Origin of the sequence: Roseateles sp., assembly GCF_039929605.1 — a bacterium.
Lineage (GTDB): Bacteria > Pseudomonadota > Gammaproteobacteria > Burkholderiales > Burkholderiaceae_C > Pelomonas.
The window spans coordinates 1-17,935 of record NZ_JBDSQX010000007.1; the positions used below are offsets into that span (position 1 = coordinate 1).

General features: G+C 69.7%; 14 protein-coding genes. 6 read left to right on the plus strand and 8 right to left on the minus strand.

Annotated elements, in window-relative coordinates:
* Positions 1-2,249: DEAD/DEAH box helicase (locus ABIS05_RS00800; protein WP_348013420.1), on the minus strand; the 2,249-nt coding region annotated here is incomplete at its 3' end.
* A 133-nt stretch (positions 2,250-2,382) separates the two neighbouring features.
* Here ABIS05_RS00800 and ABIS05_RS00805 point away from each other — a divergent pair.
* The 4 genes from ABIS05_RS00805 (at position 2,383) to ABIS05_RS00820 (ending at position 5,417) form a co-directional block, all read left to right on the plus strand.
* Positions 2,383-4,155 (plus strand): DUF885 domain-containing protein, encoded by a 1,773-nt coding sequence (locus ABIS05_RS00805; RefSeq protein ID WP_348013421.1) that lies wholly within the window; start codon positions 2,383-2,385, stop codon positions 4,153-4,155.
* 54 nt (positions 4,156-4,209) lie between these two features.
* The gene (locus ABIS05_RS00810; RefSeq protein WP_348013422.1) at positions 4,210-4,440 is read left to right on the plus strand and encodes a type II toxin-antitoxin system ParD family antitoxin; all 231 of its coding nucleotides are present in this window, start codon (positions 4,210-4,212) and stop codon (positions 4,438-4,440) included.
* Positions 4,437-4,757, plus strand: a complete 321-nt coding sequence (locus tag ABIS05_RS00815) for a type II toxin-antitoxin system RelE/ParE family toxin (RefSeq protein WP_348013423.1) — start codon at positions 4,437-4,439, stop codon at positions 4,755-4,757. Before ABIS05_RS00810 ends, ABIS05_RS00815 begins: the two co-directional genes overlap by 4 nt.
* A gap of 141 nt (positions 4,758-4,898) precedes the next feature.
* On the plus strand, positions 4,899-5,417 hold the full coding sequence (locus ABIS05_RS00820) for a hypothetical protein (RefSeq protein WP_348013424.1): 519 nt from the start codon (positions 4,899-4,901) through the stop codon (positions 5,415-5,417).
* Positions 5,418-5,421: 4 nt separating this feature from the next.
* Here ABIS05_RS00820 and ABIS05_RS00825 read toward each other — a convergent pair whose 3' ends face one another.
* From ABIS05_RS00825 to ABIS05_RS00850, 6 genes are all read right to left on the minus strand, one after another.
* Entirely contained in the window at positions 5,422-8,529 is a 3,108-nt protein-coding gene (locus ABIS05_RS00825) for a CusA/CzcA family heavy metal efflux RND transporter (RefSeq protein WP_348013425.1), read from the minus strand.
* 9 nt (positions 8,530-8,538) lie between these two features.
* Positions 8,539-9,750: an efflux RND transporter periplasmic adaptor subunit gene (locus ABIS05_RS00830; protein ID WP_348013426.1), complete on the minus strand. Its 1,212-nt coding sequence runs from the start codon at positions 9,748-9,750 to the stop codon at positions 8,539-8,541.
* Position 9,751: 1 nt separating this feature from the next.
* Positions 9,752-10,963, minus strand: a complete 1,212-nt coding sequence (locus tag ABIS05_RS00835; RefSeq protein WP_348013427.1) for a TolC family protein — start codon at positions 10,961-10,963, stop codon at positions 9,752-9,754.
* Positions 10,964-11,059: 96 nt separating this feature from the next.
* On the minus strand, positions 11,060-11,389 hold the full coding sequence (locus tag ABIS05_RS00840; RefSeq protein ID WP_348013428.1) for a hypothetical protein: 330 nt from the start codon (positions 11,387-11,389) through the stop codon (positions 11,060-11,062).
* Positions 11,390-11,409: 20 nt separating this feature from the next.
* Entirely contained in the window at positions 11,410-12,009 is a 600-nt protein-coding gene (locus ABIS05_RS00845) for a chalcone isomerase family protein (RefSeq protein ID WP_348013429.1), read from the minus strand.
* A 105-nt stretch (positions 12,010-12,114) separates the two neighbouring features.
* Positions 12,115-13,161 (minus strand): RNA methyltransferase, encoded by a 1,047-nt coding sequence (locus ABIS05_RS00850; protein ID WP_348013430.1) that lies wholly within the window; start codon positions 13,159-13,161, stop codon positions 12,115-12,117.
* A gap of 251 nt (positions 13,162-13,412) precedes the next feature.
* Here ABIS05_RS00850 and ABIS05_RS00855 point away from each other — a divergent pair, with 251 nt between their 5' ends.
* Both ABIS05_RS00855 and ispD read left to right on the plus strand, forming a co-directional pair.
* Complete coding sequence (locus tag ABIS05_RS00855) at positions 13,413-14,162, plus strand: class II aldolase/adducin family protein (RefSeq protein ID WP_348013431.1); 750 nt, start codon at positions 13,413-13,415, stop codon at positions 14,160-14,162.
* A gap of 23 nt (positions 14,163-14,185) precedes the next feature.
* Complete coding sequence (gene ispD, locus ABIS05_RS00860) at positions 14,186-14,899, plus strand: 2-C-methyl-D-erythritol 4-phosphate cytidylyltransferase (protein ID WP_348013432.1); 714 nt, start codon at positions 14,186-14,188, stop codon at positions 14,897-14,899.
* Here ispD and ABIS05_RS00865 read toward each other — a convergent pair.
* A complete protein-coding gene (locus tag ABIS05_RS00865; RefSeq protein WP_348013433.1) occupies positions 14,859-17,843 on the minus strand; it encodes a hypothetical protein in 2,985 nt (994 codons plus the stop codon). The two genes, ispD and ABIS05_RS00865, sit on opposite strands and share 41 nt — an antisense overlap.
* Positions 17,844-17,935 lie beyond the last annotated feature (92 nt).

Here is a 17,935-nt window from a genome sequence, read left to right on the forward strand (position 1 = left end):
CGCATGGCCTTCATCGCCTCCTTGTGGCGCACGCCGAAGCGGTGCTCCTCGTCGATGACGAGCAGGCCGAGGCGGTTGAACTTGACCTCGGGCGACAGCAGCTTGTGGGTGCCGATGACGATGTCGATCGTGCCGTCGGCCAGGCCTTCCATCGCGGCCTTGATCTCCTTGGCGGAGCGGAAGCGGCTCATCTCCGCCACCTTCACCGGCCAGGCGCCGAAGCGGTCGGCGATGTTCTGGTAATGCTGCTCGGCCAGCAGCGTGGTGGGCGCCAGGATGGCGACCTGCTTGCCGCCCATCACCGCGACGAAAGCGGCACGCAGCGCCACCTCGGTCTTGCCAAAGCCCACGTCGCCGCAGACCAGGCGGTCCATGGGCTTGGGCGAAATCATGTCCTGGATGACGGCGTGGATGGCGGCGCGCTGGTCGGGCGTTTCCTCGAAGCCGAAGCTCGCAGCGAATGCTTCGTAATCGTGGCCGGAGTAGCGGAAGGCATGGCCCTCGCGGGCGGCGCGGCGGGCATAGAGGTTGAGCAGCTCGGCGGCCGTGTCGCGCACCTGCTCGGCAGCCTTGCGCTTGGCCTTTTCCCATTGGCCGGAGCCCAGGCGGTGCAGCGGCGCTTCCTCGGCGCTGACGCCCGTGTAGCGGCCGATCAGGTGCAGCTGCGCCACGGGCACGTAAAGCGTCGCCTTGTCGGCGTATTCCAGGTGCAGGAACTCGCTGACCTGGCCATCGCCCAGGTCGATGTTGACCAGGCCTTGATAGCGCCCGATGCCGTGGTTGATGTGCACGACCGGGTCACCCACCTTCAGCTCGGACAGGTCCTTGATCAGCGCGTTGACGTCGCTGACCTGCTCCTGCTTGCGCCGCCGGCGCGTCGTCGGCATCGTCGCGAAGAGTTCCGTCTCGGTGAAGAGCTGCATCGGGTGCTGCTCGTCCACCCAGAAGAAGCCCGACGCCAGCGGCGCAGCGGTGATGGCGTACTTCTCGCCGCTCGCCAGGAACTCGGCCAGGTCCTTCACCGACGGCGGCTCGATCTTGTGGTCGCGCAGCTGCTCCAGCAGGCTCTCGCGCCGGCCTTCGCTCTCGGCCAGCAGCAGCACGCGGTGGGGCGTGGCCTTCAGGTGGGCTTCCAGGCGCGCCAGAGGCTCCTGCACGCCGCGCTCGACGCTGATGTCCGGCAGCGGCCGGGCGAATTCGACGGGCTCCGTGCCGCGCACCGACAGCACCGCATGCGGCTTGGTGAGGCCGAAGAAGTCCTCGACCGTCAGGAAGAGCTCTGCCGGCGCCAGGATGGGCCGCTCGGGGTCGTGCTGCAGGAAGCGGTGCCGCTCCTTGGTGTCAACCCAGAAGCGCTGGATGGCCTCGTCCACCTCGCCGTGCAGCGCCAGGCCGGCGGTGTCACCGAGGTAGTCGAACACCGAGGCCGTCTGCTCGAAAAAGATCGGCAGGTAGTACTCGATGCCGCCCGAGGCGACGCCCTCGCCGATGTCGCGGTAGATGCGCGCCTTGGTCGGGTCGCCGTCCATCTTCTCGCGCCAGCGCTCGCGAAACTTCTTGCGCGCCGCGTCGTCCATCGGGAACTCGCGGCCGGGTAGCAGGCGCACGTCCGGCACCGGGTAGAGGCTGCGCTGGCTGTCGGGGTCGAAGGTGCGGATGGAGTCGACCTCGTCGCCGAACAGATCGACGCGGTAGGGCACGGCCGAGCCCATGGGGAACAGATCGATGAGGCTGCCGCGCACGGCGTATTCACCGGGTTGCACGACCTGGCTGACGTTCGTGTAGCCGGCCAGCGTCAGTTGACTGCGCAGCGAGGCTTCGTCAAGCCGCTGCTTCTGCTTGAAGTTGAATGTGGTGCCAGCCAGGAAGCTCGGCGGCGCCAGGCGGGTCAGCGCGGTCGACGCCGGCATCAGCACGACGTCGATGGTCTTGGTCTTCTTCGCCTGCAGCAGCTCCCACAGCGTGGCCAGGCGCTCGGAGATCAGGTCCTGGTGGGGGCTGAAGCTGTCGTAGGGCAGGGTCTCCCAGTCGGGGAAGACGGCCACCTTCAGCTCCGGCGCGAAGAACTTCAGCTCGTCTTCCAGCCGCTGCGTGTCGCCCGGCTCGGCGGTAAAGATGGCGGCCATGCGCCCGGCGTCGCGCTGTTGCTGCACGAAGCGGGCGAGCAGCAGGGCATCGGCCGAGCCGACGGGGCGCGGGTGGGTGAACTTCTTGCCGGGCTGAATGACCGGGAGCGAGGGCAACGTCATGGGGCGGGCACTGTTGGCACTACAAACGACAACAGCCCCGAAGCGGGGCTTGGGGGCATTTTAGGGAAGCCATCACCTTTGGCCGCGCCCCAAGGTCATCGCTAGCATCGCGGCACTTCCTTTCGGAGATTCCATGCGCCGCCGCCACGCCATCAGCCTGCTCGCGACCTCACTGTCCCTCAGCCTTCCTGCCCTTGCCGCACCCACGGAGAGCGAACGTTTCCACCAATGGCTCGCCGCCCAGTGGGAGCTGACGCTGCAGCGCCAGCCCGTGCTGGCCACGTCCCTGGGCGACCCGCGCTACAACGACCGCCTCATCGACGGGACGACCGCCGCCTACCGCGCGCAGGCCCGGCTCGACCTGCGGCAGACGCTGAAAGGCCTGGCCGGCTTCGACAAGGCCAAGCTCGACCCCAAGGACCGCGTCTCCTACAGCATCCTCAAGCTCGACCTGGAGCAAGACCTGGCCGGTGAGCGCTTCCCCGAGTGGATGCAGCCGATCAGCCAGATCGGCGGCCTGCCCAGCTTCCTGGCGCAGATGGGCACGGGGCAGTCCATCCAGCCCTTCAAGACGACCAAGGACTACGACGACTGGCTCAAGCGCCTGGCGCTGGCCGTGCCCAGCTTCGACGGCACCATCGCCAACATGCGCGAGGGACTCAAGGCCGGCGTTACCCAGCCCCGCGCGGTCATGGAGAAGGTGCTGCCGCAGCTGAGCGCGCTGGCCGTGGCCGAGCCGGAGAAGAGCCTCTTCTGGGGCCCGATCAGCAACTTCCCCGAGGCCGTGCCGGCGGTAGACCGCGAGCGCATCACCGCTGCGATGCGCACGCTGCTGGCCGGGCAGGTGCTGCCGGCTTACGCCCGCCTGCTGGCCTTTGTGCGTGACGAGTACACGCCCAAGGCGCGGGCCACAACGGCCTGGTCGGCCCTGCCCGACGGCAAGGCCTGGTATGCCCACCGCGTGCAGCAATCGACGACGCTGGCGCTGTCGCCCGACGAGATCCACGACATTGGCCTGAAGGAGGTCGCGCGCATCCTCGGCGAGATGGACGGCGTGCGCCGCCAGGTCGGCTTCCCAGGCGACCTGAAAGCCTTCTTCAAGCACCTCAACGACGACCCGCGCTACTACTTCAGCAAGCCCGAAGACCTGCTCGCCGGCTACCGCGAGCTGCAGAAGAAGATCAACGGTCTGACGCCCAAGCTCTTCGACGTTCAACCCAAGGCCGACTACGAAGTCCGCGAGGTCGAGGCCTTCCGCGCCGAGAGCGCGGCCGGCGCGTCCTACCAGCAGCCGGCCGTCGACGGCTCTCGCCCGGGGGTGTTCTACGTCAACACCTTCAACCTGAAGGCCCAGCCCATGTTCGGCATGGAGACGCTGTCGCTGCACGAAGCCTCGCCCGGCCACCACTTCCAGATCTCCATCGCGCAGGAAGACAAGGAATTGCCGGCCTTCCGCCGCTTCGGCAGCCACTACACGGCCTACGTCGAAGGCTGGGCGTTGTACGCCGAGAGCCTGGGCAAGGAGCTGGGCCTCTTCACCGACCCCTACCAGTGGTACGGCCGCCTGTCGGACGAACAGCTGCGCGCCATGCGCCTGGTGGTGGACACCGGCCTGCACCACAAGGGCTGGAGCCGGGAACGCGCGATCCAGTACATGCTCGACAACTCCTCCATGGCCGAGAGCGATGTCGTCTCCGAGGTGGAGCGCTACATCGTCTGGCCCGGCCAGGCGCTGGGCTACAAGATCGGCCAGTTGGAGATCACCCGGCTGCGCGCCGAGGCCGAACAGGCGCTGGGCTCGAAGTTCGACATCAAGGGCTTCCACCGTGTCGTGCTGACGGCGGGCCAGGTGCCGCTGCCGGTGCTCAGGGAGTTGGTTCACGTGTGGGTCAAGGCCGCGCGCTAAAGATCAGGCTTGCCAATCTTTGCCAACATCGGTAGTCTGGGCGACATGAGCACCATGAACATCTCATTGCCCGAGCCGATGCGCACCTTCGTCGAGAAGCGGGTCAGCGAGAAGGGTTACGGCAGCAGCAGCGAGTACGTGCGCGACCTGATCCGGCGTGACCAGGAGCGCGAAACGCTGCGTGCGCTGTTGCTGGAGGGAGCTCAGTCGCCCGTTGCAGCGGAGATGACGCCGGCCTTCTTCGCGGGGCTGCGCCAGCGCGTTCAGACGCGCAAGCGCAAGTGACGCTGCCGGTCATCCTGCGCGCGCTGGCGCTGGAAGATGTCGAGCAGGCGCTTGACCATCTGCTAGGCGAAGGCGCGGCCGATGCGGCGCTCAGCTTCGTGGACGAGCTGGAGGCGGCGCAGCAACAGATCGCGCGGCAGCCTGGCATCGGATCGACACGGTATGCACACGAACTCGGCATCCCGGGTCTGCGCAGCTGGGCGTTTGGCGTGCACCCCTATCTGCTGTTCTACGTCCAGCGCGACACCCACCTGGACGTATGGCGCGTGCTGCACCAGCGGCGCGACCTGGCCGCCTGGCTCGCAGAGCCGGAGTGAGGCGGCGCCGGGGGGGGCGAGGCGCAGGCAGCCCGCTGATCTGCAGTTCAGCCGTCCGTGGCTGCAGTGCGTCGCATCGGCAGCACGGCCGAGGTGGGGTGGCGGCTAGTCTGCGGCCCGACGCAACGACAAGGAGCCGAGATGAACCGCCCGACCTACGCCCTGCTGACCGTGCTGATGGCCGCTAGCGCGACGATGGCAAGCGCCCAGTCCGACAAGGGCATCAGCCTGGAGGCGCACTCGCGAACGCGCGTGCAGGACGTTGGCCTGCCCGCCTACCCCGGCGCCACGCTGGCGGTGGAGAGGGGCGTCAACGGCGAGGAGGACCATTCGGCCGGCAGCTTCGGCGCTTGGATGGGCAGCATCGGCATGCGGGTCGATGCGATCAAGTTCAAAACCAGTGACAAGCCCGAGCAGGTCGCCGCTTTCTACGCCAGGGCCATGGCCCGCCAGGGTGAGGTGCTCGACTGCCGGCTGCCGTCGTCGCGCGTCAAGCAGGTCAAGGACGAGCCCGAGCGGCTGAGCTGCGACGAGAAGCCCATCCAGCCCGGCCACTTCGAGTACCGCGTGGGCCAGCCCAAGCACATGCGCATCGTCCATGTGCACCCGGAGGGCGATGGCACGCGCTTCGAGATGGTTCGCCTGCAGCTCGGTCGATGAGCGACTAGGTCCGCAGGCGGTGCGCCCACCGGTACAGCAGCGGCAGCACCAGCAGCGTCAGCGCTGTCGACGACAGGATGCCGCCGATGACCACCGTGGCCAACGGCCGTTGAACCTCCGCGCCCGTGCCTGTGGCCAGCGCCATCGGCACGAAGCCGAGTGACGCGACCAGTGCCGTCATCAGCACCGGTCGCAGCCTTGTGAGCGCGCCCTCGCGAACGGCACGGTCGAGCGGTGTTCCTTCATCACGCAGCGAGCGGATGAAGGCGATCATCACCAGCCCGTTCAGCACCGCCACGCCCGAAAGCGCGATGAAGCCCACGCCGGCCGAGATGGACAGCGGGATGTCGCGCAGCCACAGCGCCGCGATGCCGCCGGTCAGCGCAAACGGCACGCCGGTGAAGACGATCAGCCCGTCGCGCATGTTGCCGAACATCGCGAACAGCAGCGCGAACACCAGACCCAGCGCCACCGGCACGACGATCTTGAGCCGCGCCGTGGCCGACTGCAGCTGCTCGAAGCTGCCGCCCCAGTTCGTCCAGTAGCCGCTCGGCACCTTGACCCGTTCGGCCAGCCGCGCCTGCGCCTCGGTCACGAAGGAGCCGATATCGCGACCCCGCACATTGGCCGTGACGACGACGCGCCGCTTGCCGTTCTCGCGGCTGATCTGGTTGGGGCCGGGCGCTTCGTCGAAGCTGGCCACCTCGCCGAGCTGCACGTGCGCGCCGTTCGGTAGCCGCAGCGGCAGGCGCTTCAGCGCATCGACATCGCTGCGGATGCTGTCCGGCAGCCGCACCTGGATGTCGAAGCGGCGGTCGCCCTCGAACAGCACGCCGGCCTCCTGGCCGCCGATGGCCGCCGCTGCCGTCTGCTGCACGTCGGCCACGCTCAGCCCCAGGCGCGCGAGCTTGGCGCGGTCGAGTTGCAGCGTCAGCAGCGGCAAGCCGGTGGTCTGCTCGACCTTCACATCGGCTGCGCCGGGCACGGTGCGCAGCACATCGGCGATCTGGTCGGCGCTGCGCTCCATGACGGCCATGTCGTCACCGAACACCTTCACCGCCACGTCGCTGCGCACGCCCGAGATCAGCTCGTTGAAGCGCATCTGAATGGGCTGCGTGAACTCGTAGTTGTTTCCCGGCACCTGCGCCGCGACGGCCTGCAGGGCTTCGACCAGCGACGCCGTGGAGCGCTTGGGGTCGGGCCACTCGCTGCGCGGTTTCAGCATGATGAAGGTGTCGGCCACGTTGGGCGGCATGGGGTCGGTCGCGATCTCCGCAGTGCCGAGCTTGGAGAACACGCGCGCCACTTCGGGCGCCTGCAGCAAGGTGCGCTCCAGCTCGCGCTGCATCTCCACGGCCTGTGTCAGGCTGGTGCCGGGGATGCGCATGGCGTGCAGCGCAATGTCGCCCTCGTCCAGGCTGGGAATGAACTCGCTGCCCATGCGCGTGGCCAGCAGCGCGCTCAAGGCCACGGTCACGCCGGCAATCGTCAGCACGAGTGGCGGGTTAGCCAGCGCCCGGTCCAGCAGCGGCGCGTAGCCACGCCGGGCCCAGCCCATCAGGCGGTTCTCTTTCTCGTCGACGCGCTGGCCTATCCACAGCGCCACGGCCGCCGGGATGAAGGTGACCGACAGCAGCATCGCCCCCAGCAGCGCGATGACGACGGTGAACGCCATCGGGTGGAACATCTTTCCCTCCACGCCGCTGAGCGCAAAGATTGGCAGGTAGACCACCATGATGGTGAGCTGGCCGAACAGCAGCGGCCGGCGCGCCTCGCGGGCAGCGGCGAAGACCTCGTCGAAGCGCTCCTTGCGCGTCAGCAGCCGGCCCGCTGCGGCCTGCGCATGCGAGAGCCGCCGCACGCAGTTCTCCACGATGACGACGGCGCCATCGATGATGATGCCGAAGTCCAGCGCGCCCAGGCTCATCAGGTTGGCGCTGACCTTGCCCTCCACCATGCCGCTGAACGTGAACAGCATGGACAGCGGGATCACCGCCGCCGTGATGACCGCCGCGCGCAGGTTGCCGAGGAAGGCGAACAGGATGGCGACCACCAGCAGCGCGCCTTCCAGCAGGTTGGTCTTCACCGTCGAGATCGCCTTGTCGATCAGCAGCGTGCGGTCGTACACCGTCTGCGCCACGATGCCTGCGGGCAGGCTGCGGTTGATCTCGGCCAGCCGCTCGTCCACCGCCAACGACACCTGCCGGCTGTTCTCGCCCAGCAGCATGAAGACGGTGCCCAGCACCACCTCACGGCCGTTCTCGGTGGCCGCGCCACTGCGCAGCTCGGCGCCCAGGCCCACGTCCGCGACATCACGCACACGCACCGGCATGCCTTGCGCGTGGCCCACGACGATATCGGCGATGTCGTCCATGCCCGTCACCTGGCCCGGCACGCGGATCAACACCTGCTCGCCGCGCCGCTCGATGTAGCCGGCGCCGACGCTCGCGTTGTTGCGCTCCAGCGCCTGCACCAGCTCCGGCCACGCGACGCCGTGCGCCACCAGTTTGTCCGGCCATGGCGCCACCTGGTATTCCTTCGCCTGCCCGCCAATCGTGTTGATCTCGGTCACGCCGGGCACCGTGCGCAGCTGCGGCTTGACGATCCAGTCCTGGATCTCGCGCAGGTCCGTCGGCGTGTACGGCGTGCCGTCGGCCTTCAGTGCGCCGGGCTTGGCCTCCACCGTCCACATGTAGATCTCGCCCAGGCCCGTGGCGATGGGCCCGAGCGTGGGCGCCAGGCCCGCCGGCAGCTTGCCTTTGGCCTCCTGGATGCGCTCGTTGACGAGCTGGCGCGCGAAGTAGATGTCCGTGCCCTCCTTGAACACCACGGTGACCTGGGACAGGCCGTAGCGCGACAGCGAGCGCGTCTGCTCCAGCCGTGGCAGCCCGGCCATCGCCGTCTCGATGGCGAAGCTGACGCGCTGCTCGGCCTCCAGCGGCGAGTAGCCCGGCGCCTCGGTGTTGATCTGCACCTGCACGTTGGTGATGTCGGGCACGGCGTCGATGGGCAGGCGCTGGTAGCTGAACACGCCTAACGCCGCGATACCCAGCACGGCCAGCATGACGAGCCAGCGCTGGGCGATGGCGAATCGGATGAGTTTCTCGAACATCGTTGTTCCTCAGTGGGCGTGTTCGGCCGCAGCCTTGCCGATGTCGGCCTTGACGAGGAAGCTGTTCCTCGCCGCGTAGCGCTCGCCGGCCTTCAGGCCCTTCAGCACCTCCACGTGGGCGCCGTCGCTGCGGCCCGTCTCCACGCGGCGCGCGTCGAACTGCTGGCCCTCACGCACGAACACCACGCGGGCGTCGTCCAGCATCTGCACGGCGTCTGCCGCCACGGCCACCGGCACGTCGACCTCGCTCGCCGTTACCGCCACCGTCACCGGCAGCCCGGGCCGCCACAGGCCCTTGGGGTTGGCCAGCACGAGCCGCGCCGTCGCACTGCGGCTTTGCTCGCCGACGAGCGCGCCGACGTAGCTCAGCCGTGCCGTGCCCTGCGCCTCGAACGCCGTCGCCTTGACCTGCGCCGTCATGCCTTGCGTCAACTGGTTCAGGTCCTTGGCGGGCACCGTCAGCTCCACCCAGACGCTGGACAGGTCGGCCACCTGGAACACGGCGGCGTCCTCCTTCAGCGCCTCGCCGACGCTGAGCTTCTTGTCGACGACGACGCCGTCGATCGGCGAGCGAACCTCGTGGCGTGTCAGGCCCTTCGGGTCGCCCGCCGTCGCGCCGAACGACGCCAGCCGCTGCCGCGCGTTCTCGACGGCGATCTCGGCTTCCTGCATCGCCTGGCGCGCGGCCAGGTAGTCCTGCTCGGCGGAGATCTTGTCCTCCCACAACTTCTTCTCACGGTCGTGCGTGGTGCGCGCGATGGCCAGGCGCTTCTGCGCGGTCAGCAGCTCGCTGCGCTGATCGGCCAGCGCGGGGCTGGAGATGACGGCCAGCACCTGGCCGCGCGTCACGCGGTCGCCTGCGTTGGCGCGCACGGCCTCGACCAGACCGGCCAGGCGCGGCGTGACGATGACGGCGCGGTCCTGGTTCAGCTTCACCTCGCCCAGCAACTGCAGCCGCGTGGCGATGCGCGCCGGGCCGGCGTCGGCGAGTGCGATGCCGTTGTGGCGCAGCTGCTCGTCGCTGAAGCGCGCGTGAGGTGCTTCGACCGGCGCCGATGCGGGCTTTCCAGCCGCATGCGGGGTTTCCTCGGCGTGTTCGCCGTGTGCGCCGTGCTCGTCGTGCCCGTCTTCACCGTGCTTGTCGCCGCGCAGGATGGCCGCGCCCAGCAGCAGGCCCACGGCCAGCACCGCCGCGATGGCGATGGCGTTTTTCTTGTTCATGTCAGTCCTCGCTATCAGTCTGGATGGACCGGCCCAGCAGGCGGTCCAGGTCAGCGGCGGCGCGGTGGGTGTCGGCGCTGCCTTGCAGCAACTGGCGGCGCAGTGCAACCAGCGTGCGCTGGGCGTCCAGCACATCGAGGAAGGCGAACTTGCCCAGCTCATAACCCTTCAACGCAGCGTCGTAGGCGGTCTGCGCGGTCGGCAGCGCGTCGTGCCTCAGCAGCGCCACCTGCTCGCGGCCCAGCCGCAGCCGCGCGGCGGCATCGGCCACGTCGGTCTGCAGCTTCAGCGTCGCGTTGGTCAGCGCCTCACGCGCCTGGTCTTCGCGGCGCAACGCTTCCAGCAGACCGCCCTGGTTGCGGTCGTTGATGGGCAGCGGCAGCGAGAAGCCGATGACGGCCTGCGTGCGGCCCAGCTCGGCGTCGCGCTTGGCACCCAGCGTCACGGTCACGTCCGGCACGCGGCGCGCGCGCTCCGTGTCGGTCAGTGCCTGGCGGCGGGCGATGTCGAGCTGCGCCAGCCGCAGCGCAGGGGCCTCGATCATCCATTCGGCGAGGCGCCGATCGTCCGGCGCATGGGGCAGCGTGGCGGTGTCGCCGTTCGCCTGCGTCACGGCTTGCAGAGGCTGGCCGCAGAGCGCCGCCAGGCGCCCGCGAGCCAGTAACTGCGCGCTCTGCGCCTGCGCGACTTCGGCCCGCGCGCCGGCCTCGGCGACGCGCGCCTTGGCCAGCTCCAGCGGCGGCACCTTGCCGGCCTGCATTCGTTTGTCGGCCGCGTTCACGGCGCTACGGGCCAAGGCCAGCGACGACTCGGCCAGCCGCTGCTGTTCCTGCGCGCCGAGCAGGTCAAAGAAGGCGGCAGCCACGGCGGCGCGCAGCTCGGCTTGCCTGGCCGCCAGCGCCACGGCCGCCTGCTCGCGCGCCTGCGCCGCAACCGCCTGGCGCGCGGCGCGCTTGCCGCCCAGCTCGATTGCCTGGGACAGCTGCACGGTGCTCGTCCGCGTGGCGCGGCGGGTGTCTTCCAGCAGCACACCCAGCTCGGGGTTGGGCCGCGCGCCGGCTTGCAACTCGGCGCCTTGCTGCGCCTGCAGCTCCAGCCGCGCGCGGGCCAGATCGGGGTTGTGGGTGAGGGCCAGGTCTTGCGCCTCGGCCAGGGTCAGGGCATGGGACGCGCTGGCCCACAAAAGAAGAAAGCCAAAGACAAGGCTTCGCATCGAACTCTCCAAGGTTGTTGGGGACGGTTCGGCGCGCGGCCGGCACCCGGCGGGTGCCTTGCTTCAGATCAACGGGGCGGGGAAGCGGCGCGCCGATCAGGCGCGCAGCCAATTGGGGCGTTCGAGCCCTGCAGGCGTGTGGGACCGCAGCCGCGCGGCCGCAGCGGGCTCGGGCGGCACGGCCTGCGAGGCGGTGATGCCCTGGCCTTCAGCCAGCGGCGCAGCGCACCCCGTGTGGTGGCAATGGCAGTGGCCGGTCTCGCAGACCGGATGCACTTCGCCCGCTGCCGCCGAGTGCACCGGCTCGCCGCTCAGCACGGCGGCGTTCTGCTCGGCCAGTTCATCCACGCAGCACAGCGCGGCACCCGCCCAGGACAGCTGGACTGTCACGAGCAGGGCGAGGAGGAGGAGAAACCAGCGGCGCATGGCGGCAGATTCTAGAGACGCTAGTCCTTGCCGCCGTCGAGCAAGGCGTCACGCAGGTGGGCGTCGGCCGGCGATTCGCCGAACCAGATGCGCAGCACCAACGTGAAGAACTCGTCGTCGCCCACCGGCTCGCCCTGGGCGATGCCCGAGATGTAGAACTGCGTGCCCTTGCCGGGGATGAAGTCCATGGCGAAGGTGTCGCCCGCGACGAGCTTGGCCTTGCCCGAGAAGATCTCGATGAGGCGCGTCGTCGACAACGTCTGCCGCGTCATCTGGGCGCTGGGCGTGTTGTCACTCATGCCGCGCAGGAAGAGCCGGCCGAGGTCGGTGCCGGGCAGGTCGCGCAGGGCGGTGAACTGCAGGCGCTTGGGGCCGGGCAGGGCCAGCAGCTCGGCCGGCGTGGTCACGCGCTTGGTCGTGTAGAGGCCCATGTCGTAGGCCTTGAACACCAGTTTCACCCGCGTGCCCTTGCCATTGAGCTGCAGCGTGCTGCCGCCTACCTGGGCCGTGGGCTCGAACTTGTGGACCGTGGTGGCGGCCGTGGCCTGCAGGCACAGCGCCGTGCCGGCGATCAATGCGGCCATGCGGGCCTGCGCCGCGAGCGTCTGAAGCTGGGTCATGTCGTCTCCGTGGAATGTCTTCTCGCATCGAAACCGACGCGGCGCGTGGATTCTGCGTGCCAACCGGGGTGGAGCAGTGACCGTTTGTGGTGTCGGTTCACTCCGTCAGCCGTGAATCCTAACGACGCGGCCGGCGCGCCCCACCGCCTCCCGCGCACGCAGCTGGCCGCAGCCACCTTCCACGTCCTGGCCGGCGGAGTCGCGCAGCTTGGTCAGCACGCCGCGGCTGCACAACTCGGCGGCAATGGCCCGCGCGCGTTCCCAGCTCGGCCGCGTGAAGGGCAGGCCGGGCGCGCTGTTGAACGGGATCATGTTCAGCAGGCCGTAGCGGCCCTTGAGCAGGCGCACGATGCCGTCCAGCTCGTCGGCACCGTCGTTGACGCCGTCCAGCAGCGTCCACTGGTACTGGATGGGATAGCCGCTGGCGCGGGCGTAGGCATCGGCAGCGTCGACCAGTTGTTCGGGCGTGAGGCGCGGCGCACGCGGCAGCAGCTCGGCGCGCTTGGCGGCATCGGTCGTGTGCAGGGACAGCGCCAGCGCCGGGCGCACCTCGGCCGCGTTCAGGGCCTCGAAGGCGCGCTCGTCGCCCACGGTCGAGAACACCAGCTGCTTGTGCCCGAAGCCGCCCTCGCGGCCCAGCAAGGTGATCGCGTCCAGCACATTGGCCAGGTTGTGCGCCGGCTCGCCCATGCCCATGAAGACGACCTTCTTCAGCTTGGGGTTCTTGCGCCGCGCTAGCACCACTTGCGCCACGATTTCAGCGCTGCCGACTTGGCGGATCAGCCCGTCCACGCCGGTCATGCAGAACTTGCAGCCGACCGCGCAACCGACCTGGCTAGACACGCAGACGCCGTCGCGCGGCAGCAGCACGGTCTCCACCGTCTGGCCGTCATTGAGGCCCAGCAGCAGTCGGGCGGACTGGCCGTCGCCACCAGCGTGCTCGCTGCGCAGCGTGAGGAGGCCATCCAGCTCGGCCATCAGGCCCGGCAGCGCCTGCATCACGGCCTTGGGCAGAAAGCCCTGCAGCGGCCGTTTCTCACGCGGGCCACCCTCAAGCGGCAGCGCGTGCAGCCAGGTGCGCAGCACGCGGGACTCGTGGTCGGGGTTGGCGCCTAGCGCGCGCAGGCGCTGGCGGAGGTCGGGGATCAGCATGGCGGCGCGATTGTCCCAGCAGCCGCCGAATTGAAGCTTCCCCTCGCCCAGTCCCGCGCCGCTGGACGCGGGCGGGCCTGGTCGGTCCCCCACGGGGACGGCGATGCTTGCGGCATCGGGCCGCAAGCACATCGCCTGAGGGGCCGGCTTGGGAGCGGCCCGGCGCTCGGCCCAAAGGCGCAGTGATCGAAGGTGACACCGCAGAGCTGCTCGGAGGAATAAGCTGGTCTGCCCGCATTCAGGAGACACCCATGGCCAGACCCACTCCCATCACCGCAGAGGAATGGCAAGTCCGCTGCGATCTCGCGGCCCTGTACCGGCTGGCCGCGCTGCACGGCTGGGACGACCTGATCTTCACGCACATCTCCGCCCGCGTGCCCGGCCCGGCCCATCACTTCCTCATCAACCCCTACGGGATGATGTTCGAGGAGATCACGGCCAGCAGCCTGGTGAAGGTCGACCAGGCGGGCGAGAAGGTGGCGCCCAGCGACTACAACGTCAACCCCGCCGGCTTCATCATCCACAGCGCCGTGCACGAGGCGCGCGAGGACGCGCAGTTCGTCATGCATCTGCACACGGTGGCGGGCGTTGCGGTCAGCGCGCAGCGCGAGGGCCTGCTGCCGATCTCGCAGCACAGCCTGTTCCCGCTGGCGTCGCTCAGCTATCACGGCTACGAGGGCGTGGCGCTCAACCCCGACGAGAAGACGCGCCTGGTCGCCGACCTCGGCAACACCTCGCTGATGATGCTGCGCAACCACGGCCTGCTGACGCTCGGCCGCAGCGCCGCCGATGCCTTCCTGAAGATGTTCATGCTGCAGCGCGCCTGCGAGATCCAGATTGCGGCGCAGGCGGGTGGCGGTGAGCTGATCCGCATTCCGGCGCCCATCCTGTCCGGCATCCGCGCGCAGAGCGACAAGGTCATGCGCGGTTCCGGCGCCGAGCTGGCGTGGCCGGGGCTGCTCAGAAGATTGGCGCGGCAGAACCCGGGTCATGACAGCTGAGCGTCGCTGGAACAATGGCGGGGATGACTGAACCCCGCTTCTTCGCCCTCGTCCCCGCCGCCGGCATCGGTGAGCGCTCCGGCGCCGGCATGCCCAAGCAGTACGTCGATATCGCCGGCCAGCCCATGCTGGCCCACACGTTGGCCGCACTCGCTGCGGTGCCCCGTCTTGCGCAGACGCTGGTCGTGCTGTCGCCAGCAGATGACCGCTTCGAGGCCGCGCTGCCGGGCTGCACCGCCTGGGTCGCCCGCGTCGGCGGCGCGAGCCGGGCCGAGACCGTGCTCGGCGGCCTGGCCGAGTTGCGCGAGCGCGGCGCAGGCGATGGAGACTGGGTGCTGGTGCACGACGCCGCCCGCTGCCTGCTGCGCCCCGAGTGGGTCGATGCGCTGATCGACGCCTGCGAGCACGACGCGGTTGGCGGCCTGCTGGCTCAACCGATTGCCGACACGCTGAAGGCCGGCGACACCGAAAGCCGCGTCACCGCCACCGTCGACCGCCGCGACAAGTGGGCCGCGCAGACGCCGCAGATGTTCCGCCTCGGCCTCGTCGAGCGGGCGCTGACGGCCATGGGCGCCGCAGCGACCGACGAAGCCAGCGCCGTCGAAGCGCTCGGCCTGGCGCCGCTGCTCGTGCGCGCGTCGATGGCCAACTTCAAGGTGACCTGGCCGGAAGACTTCGCGCTGGCGGCGCTTTGGCTCAGCCACCCGCCAACTGCAGCACCAAGTCCTGCCCGCTGATGAAGTTGCCGTCCATCGGCACCTCGATGCCGCGCTCCAGCGAGCCGTTCAGCCGCAGCTTCTCGGCCTGCTCCGGGGCGATGCGCAGCCGGTAGGGGCCGGGCGCGATCTGGTGGAAGAGGTAGTAGCCGTCGGCCGCGCTGGTGCTGGTGGCGATGACCTGGCCGTCTGCGCCCACCAGTTCCACGCGGGCGTCGCCGATGCCGCGTTTCCTGCCGCCGGCCTCGGCGATGAAGATGGTGCCCTCGATTTCCGAGGTGGCGATGACGGGAAACTCCAGCGTCTCTACACGGCCAGGACGCGGCAGCACGCGCACGCCCGGTGACAGCGGTTTCCACTGCGGGTCTTCCAGCGTGGCGGTGTCCAGCGCAATGTCGGCATAACGACCTGGTTGCAGGCGGTTCAGCAGGGCCACGCCGTCGGCATCGGTCAGGCGCGGGTGGCGGCCGCCGCCGTTGAGGATGAAGCCGGCGTTGGGCACCAGCTCCTCGCCGGGGTCGCGCAGGCCGTTCATGTTGCGGTCGACAAAGGCGCGGGCCGACACGGCGCCGGTGCCGGCCAGCGGCTGGCCGTCGAACGACCATTTGCCGCTGCGGGGGTCGCGGTCCAGCGCGATGAAGAGCTGCAGCCCGAGGGCCAGTTCGCGCTGGTTGGAATAGCTGGCGCTGAGGGCCAGGCCGAAGCTGCCGAGGTTCTTGCTGAGGCCGGCGGAGACGAGCGTGAGCTGCGACTCCATGCTGCGCAGCAGGCCGCCGGTGAGCTGGTAGCCGTCGGCGAGGTTGTGGTCGGCGCTGAGCGCAAAGGCCTGCAGGCTGGCGCCGGGTTGCAGCCGGTAGTTCAGCTGTGCGCTCAAGCCGACGTTGGCGACGCGCCGGCTGACCTGCAGCACGCCGTCGGTGCTGGCGTAATCGCCCGTGCGCTGCCAGCGCAGGCTGTTGGACAGGGCGGTGCCCTGCAGCATCGTGGCGGCGCGCAGGCCGACCTGGTAGTTGTCGCTGCCCTGGTCCAGCGCGTTGCGCACGGCGTCGAAGTCCAGCGTCAGGCGGGGCAGGGCGCCGAGCTTGACGGCGCTCTTCAGGCGCAGCTGGTCGCGCTGGCGCACGCCGCCGGCCACGTCGGCGAACTGGTCGTTGATGAAGTGACCCTGGCGCTGGGTGTGCAGCAGGTCCAGCGCGACGTTGCCCAGGCGCGTCTTCAGCCCGACCTCGCCGAGCGCGCCGCCGCCCTGCATGCCGACGAGCTGCGAGCTGAGGATGGCCGAGTTCAGGTAGGCCAGCAGGCCCACCTGGCCGTAGTTGAGCGGGTTGCCGCCGCCCTGCTGCGGCCGGCGCACGAAGCCGAGGTTGCCGGTCAGCATCTTGCTGATGCCGATGTCCACCAGCGCGACGCGGCGCACCGAGCCGTCGTCGGCGACCTGCTGGCCCAGCGAGTAGAAGAGCTGGCCGGGCTTGACGCTGGCTTGGTCGAGCAGAAAGCTCTGGCGCTCCACGCGCAGCTGGCCGAGCGGGCCGTGGAAGACGAGGCGGAACTCGTTGGGGCCGAAGGACAGCGGCAGGTCGTCGAACGCGTACTGGCCGTCGGCGCGCGCGGACTGGTAGGCCAGCAGCGTGTCGTTGTAGTAGAGCGTCACGTCCCAACCCGGCGGCAGGTCGCCGCGCAGGCTGTGGCGGTCGAAGCTGTTGGGCTGGTCGGTCGGGCGGTTGCTGATCGCCACGCCGTTGCCCAGCGGGCTGCCCTGCATGACGTTGCGCACGCTGGGCAGCACGAGGCTGCCGACGGTGACCGAGCGGGCCTGCAGGGGGCCGAGGAGGCCGCCGTCGGGGTCGTGGCGAGCGAGCGTCATGCGCAGGTCGGGCCGGGTCTTGTCCTGCGTCTTAAGCACATAGGCCGAGCCTTCCATGCCGAGCAGGTCGGCGGTGAGGTAGGCGGTGTAGGCGCTCTTGTACTGGCGTGAGTCGCGGCCGAAGCGCGCGTCGGCGCCGAAGGACTGGTCGATGGACGGCACGCCGATCAAGCCCGGCGTGGACGGCGTGTAGGGGTAGTTGGGCCGTTCGCCCGGCTGCTGGCCGGCCAGCGCCGCGGCGATGCGCTCGCGCTCCATGCGCTCCTGCAGCGGCAGCTTCTCGCGCGGGATGACCTTCAGCTGCAGCGTGCTCAGCTCCGTCTTCAGCTCGACCGGCAGCCAGCGCGACAGCAGCTGCCGGGAGACGTAGATGTCGTCGCCGATGACGACGGCCAGGCGCGGCTCGAAGTTCTGCTCACGCCCCGCCAGGCTCACCAGCGACTCGCCCAGGTTGAGCGCAAAGCTGCGCTCGTTCAGCACCGTACCGGCCGCGCTGCCCTGGCCCGGCTGCACCTGGATGGGCAGCGTCAGCAGGCGCGACAGCTCGCCCAGCGGCAGCAGGATCTGCGCGCCGTCCTGGTAGGCGCTGAAGCTGTCGGACAGCACTTGGCCGTCCAGCTGCACCTCCAGCACCAGCAGGTTGGCCTCGGCCTCGGTCATGGCGCGGCGCGGGGTCAGCACGGGCGGCGGCGCCACCGCGGCGTCGGGCGGCAGGCGCAGGCGCAGCTGCCAGTGCGGCAGGTCCACGGCCAGCTCCAGGCCGAGCCAGCGCGTCAGCAGCGCGGTCGACACGTAGATGTCGTCCTCGGCCGCAAAGGCCAGGCGCGGCTCGAAGGACTGGCTGCGTTCGCCCACGCGCGCGCTGGACTCGGTCAGGTCCAGGAAGAAGGGCAGGCCCGAGCCGGGCTGCGTGCCGGCCGCGCGGCCGTGGCCGGGCTGCACGCGCAGGTCCAGCCCGAGCAGCTTGGACACGGCCGCGAGTGGCAGCAGCACCTGGTAGTCGGTCTGGTAGGCGTCGATGCGCGCCGGCAGCGGCTGGCCGTTGAGTTGCACCTCCAGCTGGCGCAGCGGCTTGGCGGCTGGCTGGACCTGGGCGTTCAACTGAGCGCAGGTAAGCAGCGCCAGCGCGACTATCAGGCCCCTGAGCAATGAGGGCCACGCGCGGGGATGGGCCATGGGACCCTCGCTCCGGC

What these genes read in the sequence shown, in the direction of transcription:
- ABIS05_RS00805 (WP_348013421.1), top strand. Translation starts at nt 2,383, where the DNA reads ATGCGCCGCCGCCACGCCATCAGCCTGCTCGCGACCTCACTGTCCCTC.
- ABIS05_RS00810 (WP_348013422.1), top strand. Translation starts at nt 4,210, where the DNA reads ATGAACATCTCATTGCCCGAGCCGATGCGCACCTTCGTCGAGAAGCGG.
- ABIS05_RS00820 (WP_348013424.1), top strand. Translation starts at nt 4,899, where the DNA reads ATGAACCGCCCGACCTACGCCCTGCTGACCGTGCTGATGGCCGCTAGC.
- ABIS05_RS00825 (WP_348013425.1), bottom strand. Translation starts at nt 8,529, where the DNA reads ATGTTCGAGAAACTCATCCGATTCGCCATCGCCCAGCGCTGGCTCGTC.
- ABIS05_RS00830 (WP_348013426.1), bottom strand. Translation starts at nt 9,750, where the DNA reads ATGAACAAGAAAAACGCCATCGCCATCGCGGCGGTGCTGGCCGTGGGC.
- ABIS05_RS00835 (WP_348013427.1), bottom strand. Translation starts at nt 10,963, where the DNA reads ATGCGAAGCCTTGTCTTTGGCTTTCTTCTTTTGTGGGCCAGCGCGTCC.
- ABIS05_RS00840 (WP_348013428.1), bottom strand. Translation starts at nt 11,389, where the DNA reads ATGCGCCGCTGGTTTCTCCTCCTCCTCGCCCTGCTCGTGACAGTCCAG.
- ABIS05_RS00845 (WP_348013429.1), bottom strand. Translation starts at nt 12,009, where the DNA reads ATGACCCAGCTTCAGACGCTCGCGGCGCAGGCCCGCATGGCCGCATTG.
- ABIS05_RS00850 (WP_348013430.1), bottom strand. Translation starts at nt 13,161, where the DNA reads ATGCTGATCCCCGACCTCCGCCAGCGCCTGCGCGCGCTAGGCGCCAAC.
- ABIS05_RS00855 (WP_348013431.1), top strand. Translation starts at nt 13,413, where the DNA reads ATGGCCAGACCCACTCCCATCACCGCAGAGGAATGGCAAGTCCGCTGC.
- ispD (WP_348013432.1), top strand. Translation starts at nt 14,186, where the DNA reads ATGACTGAACCCCGCTTCTTCGCCCTCGTCCCCGCCGCCGGCATCGGT.